Here is a 22,218-nt window from a genome sequence, read left to right as displayed (position 1 = left end):
TTGGAAAATATAATGAGAGGATTTGTTTTTCAAAAAATGAAAAAAACTTTAGCGGTCATTCTTTTCATTTGCATAAGCGCAATAGGGGTATATTTTTATTTCAATTCTAATCAAGAAAAAGAGCAAGCTATAAATATTCAAACACTATTCAGCAAGTGGGATAAAGGGGAAGTAAAGGATTCCGAGAAAGCGGATATCATGAACGCATTGGCCGAAAGTGTAAGTAAAAATCCGCAGATTACTATTAAAGAGATAGAAGCATTATCGAATTATATTTCTGTTTTTGAAGCAGATAATCTAAGAGTTATTCAATATATCGAAAATCCGGAATTTTACGGTTCCAGTGGACGTGAAAGCTATCATGTTGTGGTACATAACAATCAAACTAAAATGCTCGGCAGTAAGGGAAGCATGCGAATTGAAGAAATAATAAAAAGAGACGAGCATCTTTACTACGTGTATGCAACTGATTACAGAGTTTCCAATATTACAGGCATCCAGATTTTTAGTATTGAGCTAGATGGTCGTACATTGAATCGGCATTCTTTATTCAACAAAGAAGTACTTGCTGAAAAATTTGTTTATGATGATAAAAGTGAAATTTTATATTACGAAAATGGACACGTCTATTTTAAAGAAATAAGGGATAAAGGGAATAATATTTTGATTTTTGCAGGAGATACTGACTTCATCATGCAATTGAGTGAGGATGGGTTTTATCTTGTAACACCAGTCTTTGAAAAGATAACGGAATAAAGTTAAAATATCATTATGTCAAAGAGTAGAGTGACTCGAGGGTTGATTGAAGATTGATATTCAACTAATCCTGACAGTCAGCTGCTCGAATAATTTAAGAGGGGTGTCCTTGATGACAACTAACAAGGAGATATCACCAGAACAGCGTGAAGTATTGCTCAAAGCATTGAAGGCCCGTTTTGAGAAAAACATGAACCGTCATGAAGGAATAGAATGGGCTAAAGTACAAGAAAAGCTGGAAGCTAGTCATGAAAAACTGTGGTCTCTCCATGAAATGGAAAGTACTGGCGGTGAGCCCGATGTTGTTGATTATGATAATGCGACGGGCGAATATATTTTTTATGATTGTTCAGCGGAAAGCCCTAAAGGGCGTAGAAGTATTTGTTATGACCATGCGGCGCTGGAGGCAAGAAAGCAGCATAAACCAGAAAATAGCGCTATAAATATGGCGGCTGATATGGGCATTGAGATTTTAACGGAAGAACAATACAGAGAGCTGCAGAAGCTTGGAAATTTTGATATGAAAACATCGAGCTGGATTAAAACACCTGCTGAGATTAGAAAGCTCGGCGGTGCTATTTTTGCTGATTATCGCTATGGCCAAGTATTCGTGTATCATAATGGTGCGGATTCCTATTATGGAGCTAGGGGATTCCGCGGTTCACTGAAAGTTTGAATTTTGCGCAGACAGCGAGGTGTACTGCGCCTTGTTGAACTCACAATCGCAGGAACGTAGCATGTTTATACGTACATTGTGATCATTTAAACTAGTCAATCGGACATTATTGACCGTTAGCGTCGATTATTCGAAAATTTCACTTTCTTACGGACATTAATGTCCGTAAGCGGGGGAAATCTCGGAGAAAACCCGGAAATTTTCTTCTAACGGTCACTATTGTCCGTGAGAACAGCGGATATATTTAAATTTTGGTTCTAAGGGTCATTATTGACCGCTTGATAGGTGCGATAACGCATCTGACTATTGTGAACAATTAAAGCATTCAGCTTGGGCGCGTCCGCTCTTCTCCCAATTACGAGGCGTAGCTCTATCGCACCGGGTGGTCCGCTGGCACTTCGAATAACAGCTTGCTGCCGGTAAGGAAGGCGGCACCGATCTCGTAGCCAGTAAACGTGATGGAGGTTGGCCAATGCTCACATACATATACCGCCGCTTCGGGATGCATCTCGAAGTTCCATTCTTTGCCTTCTGGAAAGGCGCCGCCCATAACGACCAGATGCTTTGCTTTGCGGGCAACAAGCTCTGCGCCACTATGCGGCGAGCTTTCATCGCTTTTGGAGAGAAGCAGATGCAAGAGCTTTGCGTATTGCACGGCCTGATATCAGCAAAGCTAGCTTAGAATGTTCTTTTACTGAAATGAAAGAACCGATGTCAAAAATGAGGTTTGATTTACATGAGAAGGGAAGCTTTTATAGTGAAGAATTTATGAATGTTTCCTCATATGACACATGTGGAGTGTTGTTAACTTTTAGTACGGAACGATAATTATATCGGAGATGTATTAGCGGAAACAGTAAAGAGGGGGGGACCCCCTCTTTTTTGTTGACTTAACATAATGTAATACGAGGTTATGTTTTGTGCAATCAGTCAGGGCAGAGTACCACTTAAAGGCATTTGCATTTGGTTCTTTTTCAGGTGGCGGTGTAGTACACCGGGGCATTTCACTTCTCTTGAAGGTGTATTAATTTATCTTACCAATAGAAAGGGGAGTTACCCTTTCACGCTGCCCACTATAATGCCTTTCAGAAAATATTTTTGCATAAAGGGATAAACAATCAGAATTGGGAAGGCAGCCACGAAAATTTGAGCAGAATGAACCGTTCTGTCCGATACTAATAGCATCGCTTCTGCTTCCTGAACAGATGAGAAGCGTAAATCCTTTTTAATGATCAGAGACTGCAAAAAAGTTTGCAGCGGATATTTGTCTGTGCTATTCATAAATATTAAGCCGTCGAACCAGTTGTTCCAATGTCCTACAATTGTAAATAAGGTAACAGTAACAAGTACAGGCAGTGACAACGGTAAAAAGAGCGACCATAATATTTTGAGCTGTCCCGCACCGTCGATCGTAGCTGACTCCTCAATCTCCTTCGGCAATCCCCGAAAGAAGTGCATGACCAGAATGACACTCGTAACAGGAACAGCACCTGGCAGTATTAGCGCCCAGATCGTATCGATCAGTCCTGTTGATTTCACCACCATGTAGAAAGGAATCAAACCAGCTCCAAAAAAGCCGACAAATACAAAATACCAGGCTACTATTGTTCTGCCAAGAAACACGTGATTGTCTTTGGAAAGCGGGTAAGCAGTCAATACAATTAATACGAAATTAATGGCTGTCCCAAGCAATACACGCTTTAGGGAAATGCCGAACGCCGTAAGAAACGGTTTTTGTGTAAATACATATTCATACGAAGCGAGCGTAAATTGTACAGGCCATAACAGAACTTTTCCGCTTGCCGCTGCGCTGGATGAGCTTAGTGAGATCGACAGAATATGAACAATGGGAAACAGACAAAGTAGAGAAGTGAAAAATAAAAATACGAGATTCGCCCTGCGAAACAATATACTTTTCCAATCTAAAGTTTTATTCAAATTAACCACCACTCTTTTTTAAAAAATCCGATAATTTGCAAATCGATAAGCAAGAAAATATGCAACAGTTGTAAGTACAAGGCTTACAATCGATTTAAATAACCCTACTGCTGCTGCGAGCCCATATTGTGCCTGCTCTAACCCAATACGATAGACAAGTGTGTCGATAACATCTCCACTTTCATAAACAAGTGGATTATATAAGTTGAAAATTTGCTCAAAACCGGCATTCAATATATTACCAAGACTCAAGGTGCCGATAACGACGATGATTGGAGCCATGCCGGGCAGCGAAATATGCCAGGTTTGTCTCCATCTGTTCGCACCGTCTATATCAGATGCTTCATAAAGAGAAGGATCGATGCTCGTTAGCGCCGCCAAATAAATGATTGTTCCGAAGCCGAATTCCTTCCAGACATCCGATAGAACTAGAATAAAGGGAAACCAGTCATTGCTAGCCAAAAAGAAAATAGGTTCTACTCCGAAAATACCTAAAAATTGGTTAATGATTCCGTTAGAAGGGGAAAGAATATCGGTCAATATACCGGCCAAAATAACCCACGATAAAAAATGCGGTAAATAAACCATCGTTTGGAACGCCCTTTTGACCAACATATTTCGCACCTCATTTAACAAAAGAGCGAATACAATAGGCGTTATAAACCCAACAACCATCTTCATCGATGCGATATATATCGTATTGAAAATAACGCGATAAGTATCCGGCATGGACAATACAAACCTGTAGTTTTCTAGGCCAATCCAAGTAGAATAGAAAAAGCCTTTAGCGGGATTAAACTTTTGGAAAGCCATCGTCAAGCCGGCTAATGGCAAATACCCATATATAAAGACGATTATGATCGCAGGTAATACCATGAGCTGCAGCGGCAGTTGCTGTTTCCATCTCCATCTCGCTCTCTCAAGCATCTAATACCACTTCCTTACTTTATTTGCTCCTGTCAAGAAGAAACACTGCGCGCCCTTTACTAAGGACGTACGGTTTCTTGTAGAAATACAAGAAAGGGGGATACACGAGGGCATCCCCTTTCATAGCTTATTTTGCACTTAGCTTTTCATTTATTTCTTTCGTTATTTCAGCACCGCCTAGCGAGTGCCATTGTTCAACGAATTTGTCAAACTCATCAATAGAAGCGCCATTTGTGATGATTTTAGAGAATACTTCGAATTCTTTCGTAGCCAAGGTCGACCAGCGTCCAGCCATCGTAGGAGTCTGTGGTCCTGTGTAAGCATTCAACAAGTAACCGTCTGCTTGAAAGTATTTATAGAGCATTTGCTGAGTGCCGCCTTCTGTAAACGCCATATGAGCGCCATACTTGGTAACATCACCTGCTGCAAAGGCTAAGGCGTCATTGTATCCGTCCATTTGGCCATTTAGCAGATTGGAAGGATCTTTGGAGCTGATTGCCTTAGGAAGCAATTCACCGGCCCGAATTTGCGTGTCCATGCCATTAACAAAAACTGGATTCATTGTATAGTATGCCTGATGCTTGTCTGTCAGCGTCCCTTCTGTATACCGCTTAGCATCTAATTCCTTATCATTCCTTGTCAGAGCCAATACCCAGCGATTCAATAATTTAATTACGGCTTCCGGATTTTTAGCCTTTTTGGATACGACGTAATACCCGGTAACACCGAGCTCGATAGGATTTAGTGCTGGCTGATTATCTATGAAAGGAAGCGGATACACGCCCCAATCTTGAACGACTTTTCCATCTTTCACTGCACCTGACATAAGGGGATAGGATCCCATCCAAAATGGACCAAATGTCATTCCGGCCTGATTCGACACGATCCGCTCGGCAGCTTTGGCACTGTCTTTTACAATAAACTCTTTATCCAACTGTCCGGCCTTGAACATGTTTTGCAATTGCAGCAATGCGGTTTTTACCTCTGGCTGAATGCCGCCGTACTCAACATCACCGGACGGTTTTTTGATCCATGTGCCTGGATAAGCATGATAGCCGTTAAAGATGCCGAGCAGGGATTGGTCGCCGCCGGTATTAAAGTTTTTTTGTACAGAAATGCCGATCGTATCGTTTTTGTTATTCCCGTCTGGATCCATAGTTGTAAACGCTTCGGCAATTCGTAACACGTCCTCCATCGTTTTCGGCTCCGGCAAGTCTAGTTTTTTCAACCAGTCTTTACGGACGTATAACATTTGTGCATTGACATAAGGCGCATCGGTTTTAGGTATGGCCATCAGCTTTCCATTCGATTTGGCTGAATCGAGCTGCGCTCCACCGTCGGCAGTTAAAAACTTCTTCGTTTCTGGAGTTGCATATTTCTCGTACAATTCGCTTAAATCCATAATCATATCCGATTCGATCAATTGATCCAAATCGGCGCCTGTAACCATCATAAAATCAGGCAGATCATTAGAGGCAATCGTAATTTTTATTTTGGATTCATACTGTGAACTGTCCACAGCCCATTTGTTTTTCAGTTTGATGCCCAAATCTTCTTCATAGGATTTATAGACGCTGTTATTGTCTATATCTTCACCCGGATTAAAGATTAGACTCGGATTAGTGCCCACGACTGTTGAAATTTCAATCGGGGGATCATATTTACCCAGCGGATCGATCTCTCCTTCATTTTCCGGTTGAGGCGTTGCCTTATTTGTCCCCTCCTGCACTTGTCCTGTCTGTTTTTCCCCTGTGGGATTTACACTGTTATTCGCCGTGCTGCAAGCAGACAACATCAGTGTACATACAAGCACTGCTGCCCATAATTTGCTTGTTTTCAACCTGCTCATTCCCCTCTCACACATGTTTGTTTTATACAGGATTAGCGGCTTTTTCCTGTATCTTTATATTAAGGGTGCCGGCTTTTCGCGTTCCAGACACTAGTTTTGACATAGGCGCAACACTTATTTACTTTGGCCGCAAATCAAGAGACTGTCTGTATTCCTGAGGCACCATGTGCATATGGCTCTTGAAAAATCGCGTAAAGGCAAAAGTAGAGTTATAACCTAGCACTGTAGCAATTTCATGCACCTTCAGCACATTCTCGCGCAGAAGTCGAACCGCGGTTTGAATCCGGACTTCTGATATATGATCAGAGAGCACTCTGCCGGTAATTTCTTTGTACAAACGCGATAAATAGGAGGGATTCAGGTTTACCAAATCTGCCAATCGGGTCAGTGAAATATCCCCATACAGGTTAGCTTCGATATAACTGTGGATCTTGAATACGATTGCCTGCGCCTGGTCTGATTGTTCTTCTTTCTTATGCTCGAAAATCCATTCCGCCAGCTTTCTCAAATAGTTGGCTGTCTCTGGCCAGTCTTCCTGTTCAGGCTTTCCGGATAGCCGATCTAGCCGCAACTCTGCTCGTTCATCCACATTTATAGGTAATCCCCGCTGATTAATATACATCAAAAAGATAGACGACAAACCATAATACACAGCTAGCCGCTCTTGGATCGTAGAGGCCTCCTCGGCTAAAACTCGCATAGTCGCATCAAACAGTTCGAAATATTCGTTTTTTTGATTATTATCCAGAAAGTGCGACATAGCGCCTATATGACTGAATGGAATTCCTCTGCCAGCGACAATTCCCGGATCATTCTGAAGTCCGTCTAGTTCGAATTCGGGACCGGGGTCAGTTAATAGCATTCCGCTGCGCAATCCGAGCCCCCAGCTCATCGTGGTTTTCATTTGCTGAAATCGGTCAGCGGCATGCAGCCAAGGAGTTGGCGTCTTGCTTAGCATAAAAGATACCGTAAGCTGCAGTTTATCTTTGAAGGAAGCTTGGATCGATTCGAGCGTACCATGAAGAAACTGAAACGTGCGCTGTGTTGCTTCGGCAATTTCCGGATGATCAGCCTGATGGTCATCAAGCGGCTGAATAAACCATATTATTTTCGATTGTTCGAAGGGGATGTGAATTAATCGAACCATGGAGGATAAATACTCATGGACAATATTATGAATCGCATAGAGCAGCAGGGCTTTGTCCGAAGGTGTCGTTGCCTGTTTCCAGCTGTCGATTCGGCCGATCAGCAGGAACACGGGGCTCGTTACGGATAATGGAATACCCATATCTTCAAAAGCCGATTTCAGTGAGCCAGCCGACATCGTTTTGCCTTGTGCGAGCTCCCATAAATACTCCTTTTGCAAAGCGGGCAGAGAAGCCCGCAGCTGCTGCTGGGTCCGATCAATTAAATGATCGATCGCTGTTTCTTCTTTCATCGCGGCAATAGCCTTCTCAACGGAATGAATAATCGCCGGATCACCTTCGGTCTTGAGCAAGTAATCAAATCCTCCGCTCGCGATTGCCTCTTGAACATAATTGAAATCATTGTAGCTTGTAAGAAAGATCACTTTACATCTAGGCCATTGTTTGCGAATTTGTCCAAGCATGTCCAACCCAGTCATTTCCGGCATTTTAATATCGGTCAGAACGAGGTCGATTTTTGTTCTTTTTAATATTTTCAGGGCTTCCACTGCAGAATACGCTTTATATAATTCCAACTCTAGATGCGGGAGCTCATCGAATAGATCAAACAAGCTATCAACGATAATGGAAACGTCATCTACAATTAGCATTCTAAACATCCTATATTCCTCCTAATTCCGTCAAGTTGGTTGATTCGATGCCCATGAGCCGCACTTCGACTTTTAGGCCGCCCAGATCGCTTCGGGAAAATGTTAAACCCGCTGCCGAGCCAAATTTGATTTGGAGCCGCTGATGAATGTTTATTAATCCAGTGCTTTCCAGTTCAGCATCTCCTATTGGTGTGGTTAAACGTTTATTTAAAATAGTGAGCATGGATTCATCCAGCCCGTCGCCGTTATCCTCGATGTATACAAAGATCTGCCCGCATCTGCTGTTGAATGTAATGTGCAGCACACCTGGCGAGAGTCGGTTCTCAAAAACATACTTATAGGCATTCTCAATGACTGGCTGCAAAATAAATCGGGGAACTGGGATTTCATGCAAATGGGAAGGTAACTGTTCGAAATGCACTTCGACACGGTTGGCGAAGCAAAAGGACTGGATGTCCACATAGCTTCTCGCGTGCTTCGTTTCTTGAATCAGGCTGATCTCATCCTTGGCGTCTCGGGTAATAAATTGCAAATATTCTCCCATGTAAGTAGCAAAACGCTCAGCGCTCTCATAGTCCTGATATTTAATAAGCCGTGCAAGAATAAAGTGATTATTAAATAAAAAATGGGGATTGATTTGGGCCTGCAGCCGCTTCAGCTCCGATTGCTGAATTTTGATTTTCTGTTCATACACTTCGCGGATCAGAATGGCCAGACGGTTCACCATGCTGTTAAAGGCGCGGTACAAGTAGCCGAATTCATCGCGTGAGCGATGCTGGACAACAGGGGTGAAGTTGCCATTCTCCATTTTGCGAAACGCAAAAACAAGTTTTACAAGCGGACGGTGCACCTGCCGGTATATCCAAGATGAAAAAATAACGACAACGCCTACCGAAAGCAGAGAAAAGAGCCAAAACCAGCTTTCGTATCGCTGCAAAGGTGCCAATATTTTCTCTTGAGGGACGAAGGCGGCAAATGTAAGGTCGAGATACGGTGAATATGCAACCGAAGTTAGCCATTTTTTTTCTGTAGTACCGGCTGAACTCGTTCTGAAATGATCTTCGTACTGGTTGAATTTTTGGATGCTGGCTTGTAAAGGCCTAAGATCATTGACTTCCAACTGGCTGGAGATCAGCTGTTGTGACGATGTGCGGGTGAGCATAGCTCCGCCGCCATCGGAACCGAATGCGGTTTGCAGGGCCTTTTCGATTTGCTCTGTTGAGATTTCAATGACTAATACAAAGGCGATATCTGCTTGATGGGCAGGAAGCCCTTGGTAGGGCTGACTTAAGTATAATCGGTTCCCCAAAAAAACTAGCGAGCCGTTGCTGCTCGTATCTTTAAATAGGGTGAGTTCTTCCTGGTTTACCTCGGTTTGAAACTGGTAGGTGTTGATCGTGCGGTTCATCAATGGAATGTATATACTGGTATCTTTAATATACACACTGGAAGTTTTCATAATTTGCAACCGCTTCTGCAAGTTTTGCACGGCCGTATTTCGTTCATAGTCGGTCATACCGTCAGTTACGGAACTGAGCATTAACAAGTCCGCGTCGATGAGATAATCTCGTTCAAGCTCTACTAATCTTTGAATTTCGTATTCAAACGCTTCCAAATAGTTTTGCAGCTTGATCGCTAACGACTTTGTTATTTCCTGCTTGTTCTGCTCGAAGGCCATTCGGTTCATCGTTAAAGTCACGACATAGAGCGGGATGATCGCGATCAAAAAGGTGAGGACAAGCTTTGTGAATATAAAATCCAACCATCTTCCTTCTTTCACCAACTTATGGACACGCTCCTTTTTATGAGAAAAAACTTAATATATCATTGATAGCTAGCTTGCATGGATATTTTCTCCATCATAGGACAACCATCAGCAAACGTTCAATAGTTAAATGGATAACTTATACCTCAAGTAAAAAGATGTGGCGTACATGTCATCAGAAGTGCCTAGCGAGTATAAAAAGGCTATGACTATAATTTATGGCAGAAAGCTTTCAAAACAATGATGAAAGGTGGAAGAACTTATGAAATGGAGATTGAAATACGGGGTGGCGCTTGCGGGCATGCTCCTTTTTGCCAATTTCAATGTGCCAAGCGTTCCCGCGCAAGCTGCAAGCAATGAAGTTGTATTTAATTTTGCTGATTTGCCTGAAACCGGAAAGAAAATTGATAATAAGTTTTCAGATGTAAACGTATGGGATTATGATCCGATCTGGCTTAGTGATGCCGAAGGATGGCCTTCCGATCATTTCTCCACGCAATACCCTTTCATCAAAAATGTTCAATTGATGTCGGCAACTGGCGGCAACGACAGGAGGGATTTGTTTATCGATCCTGATGATCTGGCAACGATGACGGATTACAAGTTCGACGCACTAATAGAGGCTGCTGGCAATATCGTAGATATGGGCTTAAAGCCTTTTATAAAAACAGGAACTGTTCCGCAAAAGTACAGCGCGGAACCTCATCAGGATGCGACAGGCTTAAATGAAAGGCCGCCGGCAGATTATGACCAATATTATGACTACATCAATGCCATCGCCGATGCATTGGTTACAGAGTTCGGAATCAATGAGGTTAAAACATGGACATGGGGCGTGTTGACGGAATATGAGAATGGTGATTGGTTTAAGACAAGTGACGGTTTGCCGGAGAGTGCTAAAATCGCTTATTTCAAGCTGTATGACTATACTGTCGCGGCATTGGAAGACGCAATAGGCGCCGAGAACTTGAAGGTTGGCGCACATTCTATGACTGTACTGAACGGGCTGTGGGATGAGAGAGAGTTTATCGATCATGTCGCTTCAGGGGTGAATTATAAAACTGGTCAAATCGGCACCCAAATCGATTACTTATCAGCCTCTTTCTATGACAATGTTCCTGGAGGCTACAGTTCCCGCACCATCACACAAACGATCAATACGCTGCGCGATAGAGCAATAGCAAACGGGTTGACGGATTTGGAATATGGAATAGACGAAGGGCGTATTCTTTCCGGACCGGATGGCAAGCCGCTGCGCAGCCGTACGGTGGCTCACAGTTACCAGGGATCGGCCGATGCGATGCTTTTCAAAACGATGATTGATCATGACATCGATTGGATGAGCAGCTGGACGTTGGATACGAATACTTATTGGGGTGGAGTTCCAGTCGTATCTGCACATCTTGCCAATCTGGCTTACCGGATGGCAGGGGACATTTATGTGAAACCGGCTATCGTACATGATCCTGCCGATACTTCTAACGAAGTTGACGGCATTGGCGGATACAATCCTGACACCAATACGGCACATGTAATGCTCTATAATCATAATGCCGATTTAAATGCAGTCACTAGCGAGACACCGACGGTCACCTTACATAACTTAGCCCCTGCAGCCGGCAATACAGTGACAGTCAAGCAATGGATTATTGATGACGAGCATGCAAACTTTTGGCCGACATGGAATGCGGATATTACAAGCCGCGGACTGCATCCGGACTCATTTGATTACTATTCCAAATATTCCGCTGACATACCGTACAATCTCCACCCGGATGATCTGGATTACTGGAACTCCAGAGAAGCTGCATATAAAACGCTGGCTGCCTTGACTCCGGTAACCACTACGGCAACGATTGTCGATAACAAATTAACCTTTACACCAACGCTTGCTCATCATAGCGTAGTTCTTTACGAAATTACTAATGTTGCTGCTGTTGATGGCGCTAATGCCGTTGATCCAGGCACTGCGGCGACAGACCTCATTGATCATATGAATAACTGGCTGAAAGTAAATTCCCAATCCGATTGGCTGCGTTTCGATACGACCAATGCACATTTATTGGAGGATGCCAGTCGGGTAATGCGTGTAAATCACATTCCGCTTGAGGAATACGGGCAATGGATTACTTACAGATATCCAGATATTGCCCATTTCCAGGTTACAAGCATTTTTTCTACAGATGTTGATCCGAGCTTTGCCGATTTGAAATTTTATACTTCCGCTGACGGTTTGTCTTGGACGGAACAGACAAATTGGAATTACAGCGATACTGTCATTAATTCCGGCTCTGCATTAAGACGGGTATATGAGGCAGATGCTCCAATAGGCGTAAATTATATAAAAATTGAATTCCCGGCACAAGGCACTGTATTTTACAGTCCCCAACTAAGCAAAGTTACAATAAGCGGTGTTAAGCCATTGAAAGTAAATGTAGCAGCTCTTGCAGCCGGCACAGCTGGAACTGCTTATCAGGCAGAGCTGACAGCGGGCGGAGGGATTGGCGCATACAGCTGGAATGTATTGAGCGGTACGCTGCCTGCTGGTACTACGCTTGACTCTGCGACAGGCATCATTAGCGGGACTCCGACGGCAGCAGGCAATTATACCTTTACAGCTCAGGTTGAGGATGAAGCAGGCAGGATAGCAAGCAAGGAGTATGTGATATCGATAGCTGCGTATTCGCCTCCGTACCAAGGATCCCCGGGAGGGACGGGGGAAACTCCTAATACTAAGGTGGCTGTAGACATAAGGGATACAGTTAGCGGTGTGCTTATAAGTAATAAATCGCTGCCTGTTCTTTTAACGACGCAGGACGGAAAAAACATGGCACAAGTAATGCTGACAGCCGACGTAATTGACCAGGCGTTCGAGCTCGTGAAAAAAAGGACAGCTGATCGGCAAATCGTTGCATTTGAGGCAACCCCAACAAATACGGACGTACCGAATACTGCCATTCATAAGGTTGGCTTGCCAGCTTCAGCACTTATGGCGGCAAGCAAGACCGCACCGCAAGCAATTTTGTCGATCAGAGCGGGAAATGCCAGCTATGATTTGCCGGTCAGTCTGCCTGTCCTGGTCAAACAGCTGCAGCAGCTCGAAAGTGATTTAGAAAATACAAATGTGTTTATCACCTTTGAAACAATAACGGATGCCGCTAATCGGCAATTCAGTGATAACTCTCATGCCGCAGGCAATGCGCTCCTAGGTGATGCTTATTCGTTCACTCTTACTGTAGAGACAAAAGGGGACAGCGGGACTAGTGATCGGATATTTACGTTATCCGACATGGGAAATACGTATGTAAGCAGAACGATAAGCATTGCCGGGTCAGCAGGCAGCAACGCGATTGATCCATCTAGAGCTACTGGTGTAAGAATAGATCCAGCTACTGGGGCCGTTTCCTTTATGCCATCTGTTTTCAGTTTGTCTGAAGATGATAACGTCGTAATGAAGATCATGAGCACAGACAATGGTACTTTCGGGGTGATCCAAAGCGATAGGTCTTTCAAGGATTTGCAGGGTCATTGGTCGCAGTCCGATGTCGAACAGCTTGCATCCAAGCTGATTGTTCACGGATTAACGGCGTCTGAATATGCCCCAGAGAAGCCGATGACACGCGCGGAATTCGTCGCTATGATTACGAGAGCACTCGGAATTGAGAATGAAGATATATTCGTACAGCAGTTCAGTGATGTGCAGGAAGCGGACTGGTTCGCGGGAGCTGTTCAGTCTGCAGTTCAAGCCGGTCTTATTACCGGATTTGAGGAAGGCAGATTTTTTCCGGATGAGAGAATCACAAGAGAGCAAATGGCGGTTATTGCGTTTAGAGCGTTAAGCTTTGCTGGCAAGCATGGAAGCGTGGCTGATCTGAACGGTCTGGCAGCTACCTTTAACGACAACTTGGCGATTAGCACGTGGGCTAAGCCATCCATAGCGCAGCTGGTTGAGGCAGGAGTAATGACGGGCCTTAGCGCCGAACAGTTTTCTCCAAAAGGTTTGGCTACTCGCGCGCAAGCAGCTGTTATTATTAAGCGTCTGCTGCTGCACGCCGAGTTCATCAATTAATATCGCGTTTATCAATCAATGCCTCGTGAGAAGGCCGGATCGGAGAGTAGAAAATAATGATGGAACAGCTTTACTTGATTCCAGTTGCAAAATCGGTTCAAATACATGACGGAACGGTGTCGCTTCGCGAAGCGCGTATAATTGCAGACGATTCGCAGCTGGCGTCCATTATTCCGGTTTTCGAGCAGGAATTAAGACAGCTTTTAGGATCGGATCCAATTATTCAAAGCGATGCATGCGCCATGGTTAAGCTTCATCTAGATAAAAGCCTGCGAGAAGAGCAAATACAAATAAAGATAAGACAAGAAATAGAGGTCATTGGCGGAAGCTGCTTCGCTGTATCGGCAGGAACCTCCATGCTGCTGCAGCTTATGTCCGATGCAGGTGAGCTTCCGCATTGTACGATTGAAGACGAGCCGGATCTGCCGTATAGGGGACTTATGCTTGATGTGGCAAGACATTGGCACTCCCCAGCCGCTATTCGAAAGGTCATCGAGCTTTGCCGGTTTTACCGGCTATCCTATTTACAGCTGCATTTGTCGGATGATCAGTCCTTTACGTTCCCGCTGAAGCGATTTCCGAATCTTGCGAAGCCCGGTAGGCATTATACGAGAGCGGAGCTGGATGAGCTTGTAGAATATGCGCAAGAACGTGGAGTCCAGCTCGTTCCAGAGATCGATCTGCCGGGACACTCGGAGACTCTGAATGCAGCTGAGCCCGATATCTTTACCTCTGGAGCGGGTCATGCGCATGAGAATGCAATCTGTCTCGGCAATGAAGCTGCCTATGAAGCAGTAGAGTATATCCTTACCGAGTTGTGCGATGTATTTAAATATTCCACTTACATTCATCTGGGCTGTGATGAAACAAAGCATGAAATTTTTCATAATTGTCCAGTTTGTCGTAATCGAATGCAGCAATTAGAAGGCGGGAATGCAGAAAGCTTACTTCGCACTTATATACTATTTGCTGCAGAAACGGTAAAACGACAAGGCCGAAAGCCGATCATATGGGAAGGCTTCTCGCCAGAACCCGGCATTCCAATTCCGCAGGACATTACGATAATAGCCTGGGAATCCTATTACAATACCGCTGATAGTTTGGCGGAGGCAGGATACAAGCTGATCAATTCAGCCTGGCAGCCGCTCTACGTAACACCGAATGCAGGTTGGCCGGCGGAACACATTTATAGCTGGAATGTAAGACGCTGGGAGCATTGGTGGGATCAATCAAAAGCATATTTTGAACCGATTCAACTGGATGAGCAGGCTGATATCATTGGTGCCCAGTTCTGCTCTTGGGAAAATGAAGAGAAGAATCAGATTGAACTGCTGCGTCATAGAGTTCCGGCAATGGTAGAGCGCATATGGAATATAGAACAGAGGATGCCATGGCCGGATTTCTCGGCCAGACTGGCATTGCTTGATCATAGATTGATGAAAATACTGGGTGATAAAGACAAAGTGATCGAATAATGCCCATGGTCTGGCGAGGTGAGAGAATAATGTTTCCTTCTTTCGAATGTTCCGATGCTCGTATAGAGCAAATATATCGTTTTCGGGCGGCTGTCTTTCAGAAGCATATTAAACAACATTCATACGGGCATGTTGTGACCGAATTTTTGTCTGAGGTCCCCTGGGCAGGAAAGGCGAATACAATCAGTTGTGCTGCGGGGCATCATTTCTATGAAGGAAGATGGCTCAGCCGTTCCGACGTTCTTGAAGACTATGCCAAGTTCTGGTTCAAGCACGGCGGGGAGCCGAGGATGTACAGCTTTTGGGCAGCAGACTCCATCTATGCGATGTACGCAGTTACAGGAGATTCCACGCTTCCGATCAATCTATTAGACGACCTTATCCGAAACTACGAAGCTTGGGAGAAGGAACGATTCGATAACGAGCTAGGCTTGTTCTGGCAAATCGATGGCGAGGACGGAATGGAATTTTCCATTGGCGGCTCCGGATGCAGAGTAACTATAAATAGTTATATGTATGGAGAGGCTATAGCAATTTCACGAATTGCCAAGCTCGCTGGGCGCGAGAAGGAATCGATACTGTATCTTGGCAAAGCACAGGCGCTTAAAGCAGAAGTACAGAAGAAGCTGTGGGATTCAAGCAACGGATTTTTTAAGACGCTGTCCAATAAAGAAGGTATTCGCCACAATGCATCGGTAATTGCGCAGTGGCCGCAGCTTCAGACGGTGCTAGGCCGAAATAAGCTTAACAAGCTGGTGCCGGTTAGAGAATTACAGGGGCTGCTGCCATGGTATTTTCTGCTTCCGGATGACGGCTATGAGGAAGCTTGGCACCATTTGTTCGATGCCGAGGGGTTCAAAGCCCGGTACGGACCGACAACGGCAGAAAGACGAGATCCTTATTTTATGTATGAGCATCCGCACGAGTGTTTGTGGAATGGGCCTTCATGGCCGTATGCCACCTCTCAAACGCTCGATGCGCTTGCGAATGTTTTGAATGAGTACGATCAAAGCATCATGACGTCTGCACATTATTATGAGCTCCTGCAAACGTACACGAATTCGCAATGGGTGCGTATGAAGGATACAACTGAAATACCTTGGATAGATGAAAACTTACATCCCGATACCGGAGAGTGGCTTGCTAGAGCCCGTCTTTACGATCGGAACGATGCGCACAAAGACCGCGGACGGGACTATAATCATTCCGCTTATTGCGATCATATTATTACCGGATTGGCAGGCATTCGTCCATCCATAGGCAGCACACTTACGATTAATCCTCTGATCTCTTCGGCTGAGCTGGATTATTTTCGTCTAAAGGATGTTCACTATCATGGCAGAAATGTTACGGTTTCTTACGATGCAAGTGGGGAGAAGTATGGCTGCGGTAAAGGACTGTCAGTATGGATTGACGGAACAAAAGCACTTCATGTAGATGAACTGCGCAAAGTGAGCTTACAACTATAAATGAAAGGGGGGGCTGGACTTAATAGGCTACAAGGATCTAAGCGGTTCTTGAACAGGTGAATTCGCAATGACTACGAATGTGCAGATATCCAAGCTGGCTATAATAATTCTCACCCAGCCTTTGAAAAGACTAGTAAATAAAGTTAGAATGACATTAAACAAAGAGTAGAATGACTCCTAATTTTGTTAAATCTTCAATTATTCCTGACTGTCGGCTGCTCTAAGAATTAAGAGGAGTGTCTTAATAACTAGCAAGAAGTTATCACCAGAACAACGTGAGAAACTAATTATAATATTGAAAGCCCGTTTTGAGAAAAACATGAACCGGCATGAAGGGATTATAGTACAAAAAAAGCTTGAAGCCAGTCCTGAAAAACTGTGGTCTCTCCATGAAATGGAAAGTACCGGCGGTGAGCCCGATGTTGTTGATTATGATAATGCGACGGGCGAATATATTTTTTATGATTGTTCAGCGGAAAGCCCTAAAGGGCGTAGAAGTATTTGTTATGACCATGCGGCGCTGGAGGCAAGAAAGCAGCATAAACCAGAAAATAGCGCTATAAATATGGCGGCTGATATGGGCATTGAGATTTTAACGGAAGAACAATACAGAGAGCTGCAGAAGCTTGGAAATTTTGATATGAAAACATCGAGCTGGATTAAAACACCTGCTGAGATTAGAAAGCTCGGCGGTGCTATTTTTGCTGATTATCGCTATGGCCAAGTATTCGTGTATCATAATGGTGCGGATTCCTATTATGGAGCTAGGGGATTCCGCGGTTCACTGAAAGTTTGAATTTTGCGCAGACAGCGAGGTGTACTGCGCCTTGTTGAACTCACAATCGCAGGAACGTAGCATGTTTATACGTACATTGTGATCATTTAAACTAGTCAATCGGACATTATTGACCGTTAGCGTCGATTATTCGAAAATTTCACTTTCTTACGGACATTAATGTCCGTAAGCGGGGGAAATCTCGGAGAAAACCCGGAAATTTTCTTCTAACGGTCACTATTGTCCGTGAGAACAGCGGATATATTTAAATTTTGGTTCTAAGGGTCATTATTGACCGCTTGATAGGTGCGATAACGCATCTGACTATTGTGAACAATTAAAGCATTCATTTTTACAAGCTTGTCTAAAATACGTCTTGCCTGTCGAGTGGATCGATTCAGGTGCAAGGCAAGCTCATCAGAGTGAAAAGGTCGAATTACTCCACGTGCAAACCGCAAAGTCTCTGTTTCAATCCAACTAAATGAATGACTTGTTGACATAGATACAAATTTACCAACAAAGGACAAAGTCATCTGTCTGATGACCTCCGGTTCTTCCTCGATTGACAAATAAGCAATAGGCAGAAACATCCAATCGTCCAATACTAAATACGCTTGTTTCTTGCATAAATCTCTGAACCGCCACGCTTCAATATCTCTGGCATGAGATCGATAACCGTGAATTTCGATGCAGCCTTTGGCTCCACCGGGCATATAGGCAAGATCCAGATAACGGTATCGATTGCCAAAATCCCGAATTTCCCATTCTGCATACAAATCATTAAAGTTGCCTACAGCAGGATACCATATCTTGCTCAAAAACTCCTTAGTGCCATGTCCAATTCCCTTTTGAAGCAATTCTTGTCTTCGCGGATTTTTTTCTGCAGCAATCTGCTCATAAAGCCATTGTTCCATCCTCTTCTCAAAACTACTCATTTTACGCCCGCCTTTCGATCAAAAAAATAAAATGCCGCCCGGAGTAAGGGAAATTGCAAGCAATTTCTCTCACTCCAAGCGGCATGTGCTTCACGCGCTTCACAGTATGCATTTCGTGGATTTGCGGTTGAACGGCTGCTCTACTTTACCCTACACTACACTACTCTACTTTACTTTACTTTACTTTACTTTACTTTACTTTACTTTACTTTACTTTACTTTACTTTACTTTACTTTACTTTACTTTACTCTACACTACTCTACCCCTACTCTCACTCTACCATTACTATAACACACTCGGATTTGATGCGGAACGTAGACCTATATTTACTTAATATTAATGCCCAGTTAATTCACCAAAAATAGTAGGAGTGTAAAGTGTGTTTTGACTACTAATAATAGATCCTGTTCAAAAAGTCCGGTTTTCAGAACCGAGAAGGTTGTATGAAGCTAGAAATTGGAAGCGCGGAGCGTACTTAAAGGTACGTGAGCACTGGGGATTTCGGCTGAATGCAAGATTCGATGTGAGACGCTTCCTGAACTACTTCGTTATCAAAATTGGACTTTTTGAACTACCTCTACTAATAAAGGAGCCAGTACTTATGAAAAAGAATCTGCTTAAGCTGGGAATTGCTGCAGTAATGATGTCGTCATTCATTAGTCCGACAGCTGTGCGCGCCTCCGAGCCATTTGAATTGACGATTATGCACTTGAATGATCACCACTCTCACCTGGAGAGCCAAACGTTTGATTTAAGCCTAAATTATGATGACAACCAAGAAGGAGAAAAGGTGCGCCTGCAATTAGGCGGAATGTCTTTCATATCCTCTTTAATTAGTGAATTCAAAAACGATCACTCCTTATATTTACAAAGTGGAGAAGTGAATGGCACCCTCTATTTCAGCCTCTACAAGGGCGAAACGGATATGAAAATATTAAATTCATTACAGCCTGATGCTTACATGATTGGCAATCATGAGTTTGACGAAGGCGATCAGCGTCTTGCAGAATTGTATGATATGGCTACCTTCCCGATTCTGGCGGGAAATATTAAACCTAGTAAGAAATCCCCTCTTTATGGAAAATTAACGAAGCCGTACTTGATTAAAGAAATTAAAGGTGAAAAGGTAGCTGTTATCGGTGTTGTCAAAATAGAAAAAACGAAGGAGTCCTCTCTTGTCAGTGAGGATGTAGATTTTGTTGATGAAATCGAGTTTGTAAGCTCGACGGTTGAAGAAGTAAAGGAGCAAGGAATCAATAAAATTATCGTACTGAGCCACCTAGGTTATGATTTCGATCAAGTTTTGGCAGCTCAAACGAACGACATTGACTTAATTATTGGCGGAGATACGCATAATCTGCTTGATTCTTCCGGTGAAATGAAGGCTCTGGGGCTGCCAGTAACCGGTGAATATCCAACAGCTGTTAAAAATGCTGACGGTAAAGAAACGTATATTGTTCAAGCATGGGAATACGCAAAGGTTCTGGGCAAAATGGACTTGAAATTTGATGATCAAGGTGAAATCATCAGTATAAAAGGAAATCCAATTGCTCCTGTTGGCGGCCCATATCAGGTTTCTGTAGATGACAAATGGGTGGATGCAGATGAGAAAGTATTGGCTCGTATAAAAGAAATGATTGCAAAAAGCAATGTTCTGACGGAGGGCAAAACGGATCCTGTTGTGGAGGAAATTATTAATCCTTACCGGGAAGCAGTAGAGAAAGAAATGAAGACAATTATCGGCTCCGTTCAAGAAACACTGTCGAACGAGCGGATCCCTAAGCCTTTTACCGATACGAAAGATGCCAACGGCAGCTTTGCAGGACAAGTAGTTGCTGACTCTTTCTTATACAGCCTGCCGCATGCTGATGTGGCCATTCAAAATGGCGGCGGTGTAAGATCGAACTTTTTGCAGGGTGATTTTACGATGGCAGATGCCTACACGATGCTGCCATTTTCAAATACAATTACAACAGTTAAAGTAACTGGCAAAGAAATAGTTGATGTGTTAGATGACGCCATCCGGTATTCACAAGGCATTACACAATCAACAGGTGCGTTCCCTTACTCATCACACTTGAGATATGACGTATACTTAAATGCAGATGAAGACGTTAAGAGTGTATACAATCTTGAAATAAAAGATAGAAAGACAGGCATATGGTCTCCGCTTGATATGGATAAGACCTATGTTGTAGCTACTAACTCGTTCACAGCTCTTGGCAAAGACGGTTATGTCACTTTTGAAAAAGCGATTGAAAAAGACCCTGGTGTGAAAGAAGAAACACATATTCAATATGCCGTACCGCTAGTAGAATTGTTTACAAAGCATCTTGAAGGCGGAGCGCTTGCTAAACCAAATGCAGACAGCTACTCTTTGAAATCGGTAAAGGATTGGCAGATGGAACAGTCAAAAGTAACCGAACCTGAAATCGAAGCTCCAATTGAAACACCTGACAAAGAGTCCTCTGAAGGGACGGTAAAGACTTATACCGTCGTGAAGGGAGATAATTTATTTCGAATTGCCAAGAAAACACTAAATGATGGCACGCTGTGGAAACAAATTTATGAACTAAACAAAGACAAGATTAAAAATCCTAGCTTAATTTATCCGGGACAAATATTAGTGCTGCCGTAAAGTTCATGGTGCGTAAGCTTTACAACCCTTTGTTTGGCTGTTCTGAGTAACGGACACTTGTGAAAAAGGACAAGCCGGCAAAAGAGTAACCGTCCAATTGAAAGCCTCCAACTCCATTGTGGATTTGGAGGCTTTTTTACGCTGGGTTTGGCCCGTTTAAGATTAACTTCGAAGCAGCCTACTGAAAGCGGCTCTTTAGGTGCCAGCCCTCTCGTCTACGGCATTTGCAGCATCAGCTCGTCGAGCAAAGCGGCTAAAGCTTCTGGTGCCATACGTTTCGTCAAATAGGCGTGCGGCCCTTGCGGGTCCGTTTCCCATTGATTGGCGCCGCTTGCGCAGTCGACGCGGATTCGTCCTCGCACGATGTCCCAGTAATCGGATGCTCCTTGAGCCGCATAAAGAACGGCGGTCAAATCCCAGCTTGGACGCGTTTGCTCTTCTCCCAAGTACGAAGCGTAGCTCCGCCGCACCGGGTGGTCCGCTGGCGCTTCGGATAACAGCCTGCTGCCAGTAAGGATAGCGGCGCCAATCTCGTAGCCGGTAAACGTGATAGAGGTTGGCCAATGCTCGCATACATAGGCCGCCGCTTCGGGATGCATCTCGAAGTTCCATTCTTTGCCTTCGGGAAAGGCGCCGCCCATAACGACCAGATGCTTTGCTTTATGGGCAACTAGCTCTGTTCCGCTGAGCGGCGATATATCATCCGCTTTAGAGAGGAGCAGATGCATGAGATTGATCAAAGGCCCGATCGCTGCAATCACGACGCTGCCATCAGGAGAATCGGCCAGCAGCTTGCGATACAGAGGTGTAGCATCCGGCGCAGCATCTCCGTCCGGGTAGCGGTTCTGATAGGACCCGGCTATTTCCCGGTTATACTTGGCATAGGGCTCTCCTTCGAGAAAACCTCGGATTTTCAACGTGCCGACAGGAATCGCCACTTCACCATAAAAAGAGTTGATCGCATCGAGGCATCCGGCTCCCCATGGACTTGAGGTGCAGTGCATCATGCCGAGGGTTTTCAGCTGCCCCTTCCGCTGCAGGGCATGCAGGACAGCCACGGCTCCGGCATCATCACAGTCGGGGCCGATATCTGTATCCAGAATAAAAGATACCGGTTCTGGCCCGGGTTTGTACAATGGCTCCATACTAG

Annotated in this window: 15 protein-coding genes; 7 read left to right on the top strand and 8 right to left on the bottom strand. The window is 44.2% G+C overall.

The genetic code is table 11. The annotated features are described in order from the left end of the window. The first annotated feature begins 36 nt into the window (after positions 1-36). Entirely contained in the window at positions 37-756 is a 720-nt protein-coding gene (locus V1L65_RS14345) for a hypothetical protein (protein ID WP_331699865.1), read from the top strand. 112 nt (positions 757-868) lie between these two features. Then, positions 869-1,432 (top strand): DUF4256 domain-containing protein, encoded by a 564-nt coding sequence (locus V1L65_RS14340; RefSeq protein ID WP_331699886.1) that lies wholly within the window; start codon positions 869-871, stop codon positions 1,430-1,432. A gap of 370 nt (positions 1,433-1,802) precedes the next feature. On the opposite strand, the gene V1L65_RS14335 is transcribed toward V1L65_RS14340, so the two are convergent. The 6 genes from V1L65_RS14335 to V1L65_RS14310 all read right to left on the bottom strand — a co-directional run bounded on the left by V1L65_RS14335 (position 1,803) and on the right by V1L65_RS14310 (position 9,703). Continuing rightward, a complete protein-coding gene (locus tag V1L65_RS14335; protein WP_331699864.1) occupies positions 1,803-2,087 on the bottom strand; it encodes a hypothetical protein in 285 nt (94 codons plus the stop codon). A 398-nt stretch (positions 2,088-2,485) separates the two neighbouring features. Then, the gene (locus V1L65_RS14330) at positions 2,486-3,370 is read right to left on the bottom strand and encodes a carbohydrate ABC transporter permease (RefSeq protein ID WP_331699863.1); all 885 of its coding nucleotides are present in this window, start codon (positions 3,368-3,370) and stop codon (positions 2,486-2,488) included. Positions 3,371-3,388: 18 nt separating this feature from the next. Further along, positions 3,389-4,297, bottom strand: coding sequence for an ABC transporter permease (locus V1L65_RS14325; protein WP_331699862.1), 909 nt, complete (start codon positions 4,295-4,297; stop codon positions 3,389-3,391). 127 nt (positions 4,298-4,424) lie between these two features. Next, positions 4,425-6,137: an extracellular solute-binding protein gene (locus V1L65_RS14320; protein ID WP_331699861.1), complete on the bottom strand. Its 1,713-nt coding sequence runs from the start codon at positions 6,135-6,137 to the stop codon at positions 4,425-4,427. A 127-nt stretch (positions 6,138-6,264) separates the two neighbouring features. Beyond that, positions 6,265-7,950 carry a response regulator transcription factor gene (locus tag V1L65_RS14315; protein WP_331699860.1) on the bottom strand — a complete coding sequence of 562 codons (1,686 nt, stop codon included), beginning with the start codon at positions 7,948-7,950 and terminating at the stop codon, positions 6,265-6,267. A gap of 1 nt (position 7,951) precedes the next feature. After that, positions 7,952-9,703 carry a sensor histidine kinase gene (locus V1L65_RS14310; protein ID WP_331699859.1) on the bottom strand — a complete coding sequence of 584 codons (1,752 nt, stop codon included), beginning with the start codon at positions 9,701-9,703 and terminating at the stop codon, positions 7,952-7,954. 265 nt (positions 9,704-9,968) lie between these two features. On the opposite strand from V1L65_RS14310, the gene V1L65_RS14305 reads away from it, so the two are divergent. The 4 genes from V1L65_RS14305 to V1L65_RS14290 all read left to right on the top strand — a co-directional run bounded on the left by V1L65_RS14305 (position 9,969) and on the right by V1L65_RS14290 (position 17,515). Continuing rightward, positions 9,969-13,775 (top strand): S-layer homology domain-containing protein, encoded by a 3,807-nt coding sequence (locus V1L65_RS14305; RefSeq protein WP_331699858.1) that lies wholly within the window; start codon positions 9,969-9,971, stop codon positions 13,773-13,775. Between the two features lie 56 nt (positions 13,776-13,831). Next, a complete protein-coding gene (locus V1L65_RS14300; protein ID WP_331699857.1) occupies positions 13,832-15,250 on the top strand; it encodes a family 20 glycosylhydrolase in 1,419 nt (472 codons plus the stop codon). Between the two features lie 29 nt (positions 15,251-15,279). Further along, a complete protein-coding gene (locus V1L65_RS14295) occupies positions 15,280-16,719 on the top strand; it encodes an MGH1-like glycoside hydrolase domain-containing protein (RefSeq protein ID WP_331699856.1) in 1,440 nt (479 codons plus the stop codon). A gap of 244 nt (positions 16,720-16,963) precedes the next feature. After that, positions 16,964-17,515: a DUF4256 domain-containing protein gene (locus tag V1L65_RS14290; RefSeq protein WP_331699885.1), complete on the top strand. Its 552-nt coding sequence runs from the start codon at positions 16,964-16,966 to the stop codon at positions 17,513-17,515. Between the two features lie 257 nt (positions 17,516-17,772). Here V1L65_RS14290 and V1L65_RS14285 read toward each other — a convergent pair whose 3' ends face one another. Continuing rightward, positions 17,773-18,429, bottom strand: a complete 657-nt coding sequence (locus V1L65_RS14285; RefSeq protein ID WP_331699855.1) for a transcriptional regulator — start codon at positions 18,427-18,429, stop codon at positions 17,773-17,775. Between the two features lie 602 nt (positions 18,430-19,031). Here V1L65_RS14285 and V1L65_RS14280 point away from each other — a divergent pair. Further along, entirely contained in the window at positions 19,032-21,068 is a 2,037-nt protein-coding gene (locus tag V1L65_RS14280; protein ID WP_331699854.1) for a 5'-nucleotidase C-terminal domain-containing protein, read from the top strand. 215 nt (positions 21,069-21,283) lie between these two features. Here V1L65_RS14280 and V1L65_RS14275 read toward each other — a convergent pair whose 3' ends face one another. Next, positions 21,284-22,213, bottom strand: a complete 930-nt coding sequence (locus V1L65_RS14275) for a nucleoside hydrolase (protein ID WP_331699853.1) — start codon at positions 22,211-22,213, stop codon at positions 21,284-21,286. Positions 22,214-22,218: the final 5 nt, after the last annotated feature.

The organism is Paenibacillus sp. IITD108 (assembly GCF_036541265.1).
Classification (GTDB): domain Bacteria; phylum Bacillota; class Bacilli; order Paenibacillales; family Paenibacillaceae; genus Pristimantibacillus.
The sequence above is the reverse complement of the archived record's forward strand: the minus strand, read 5'-3'. Positions and strand labels throughout refer to the sequence as shown.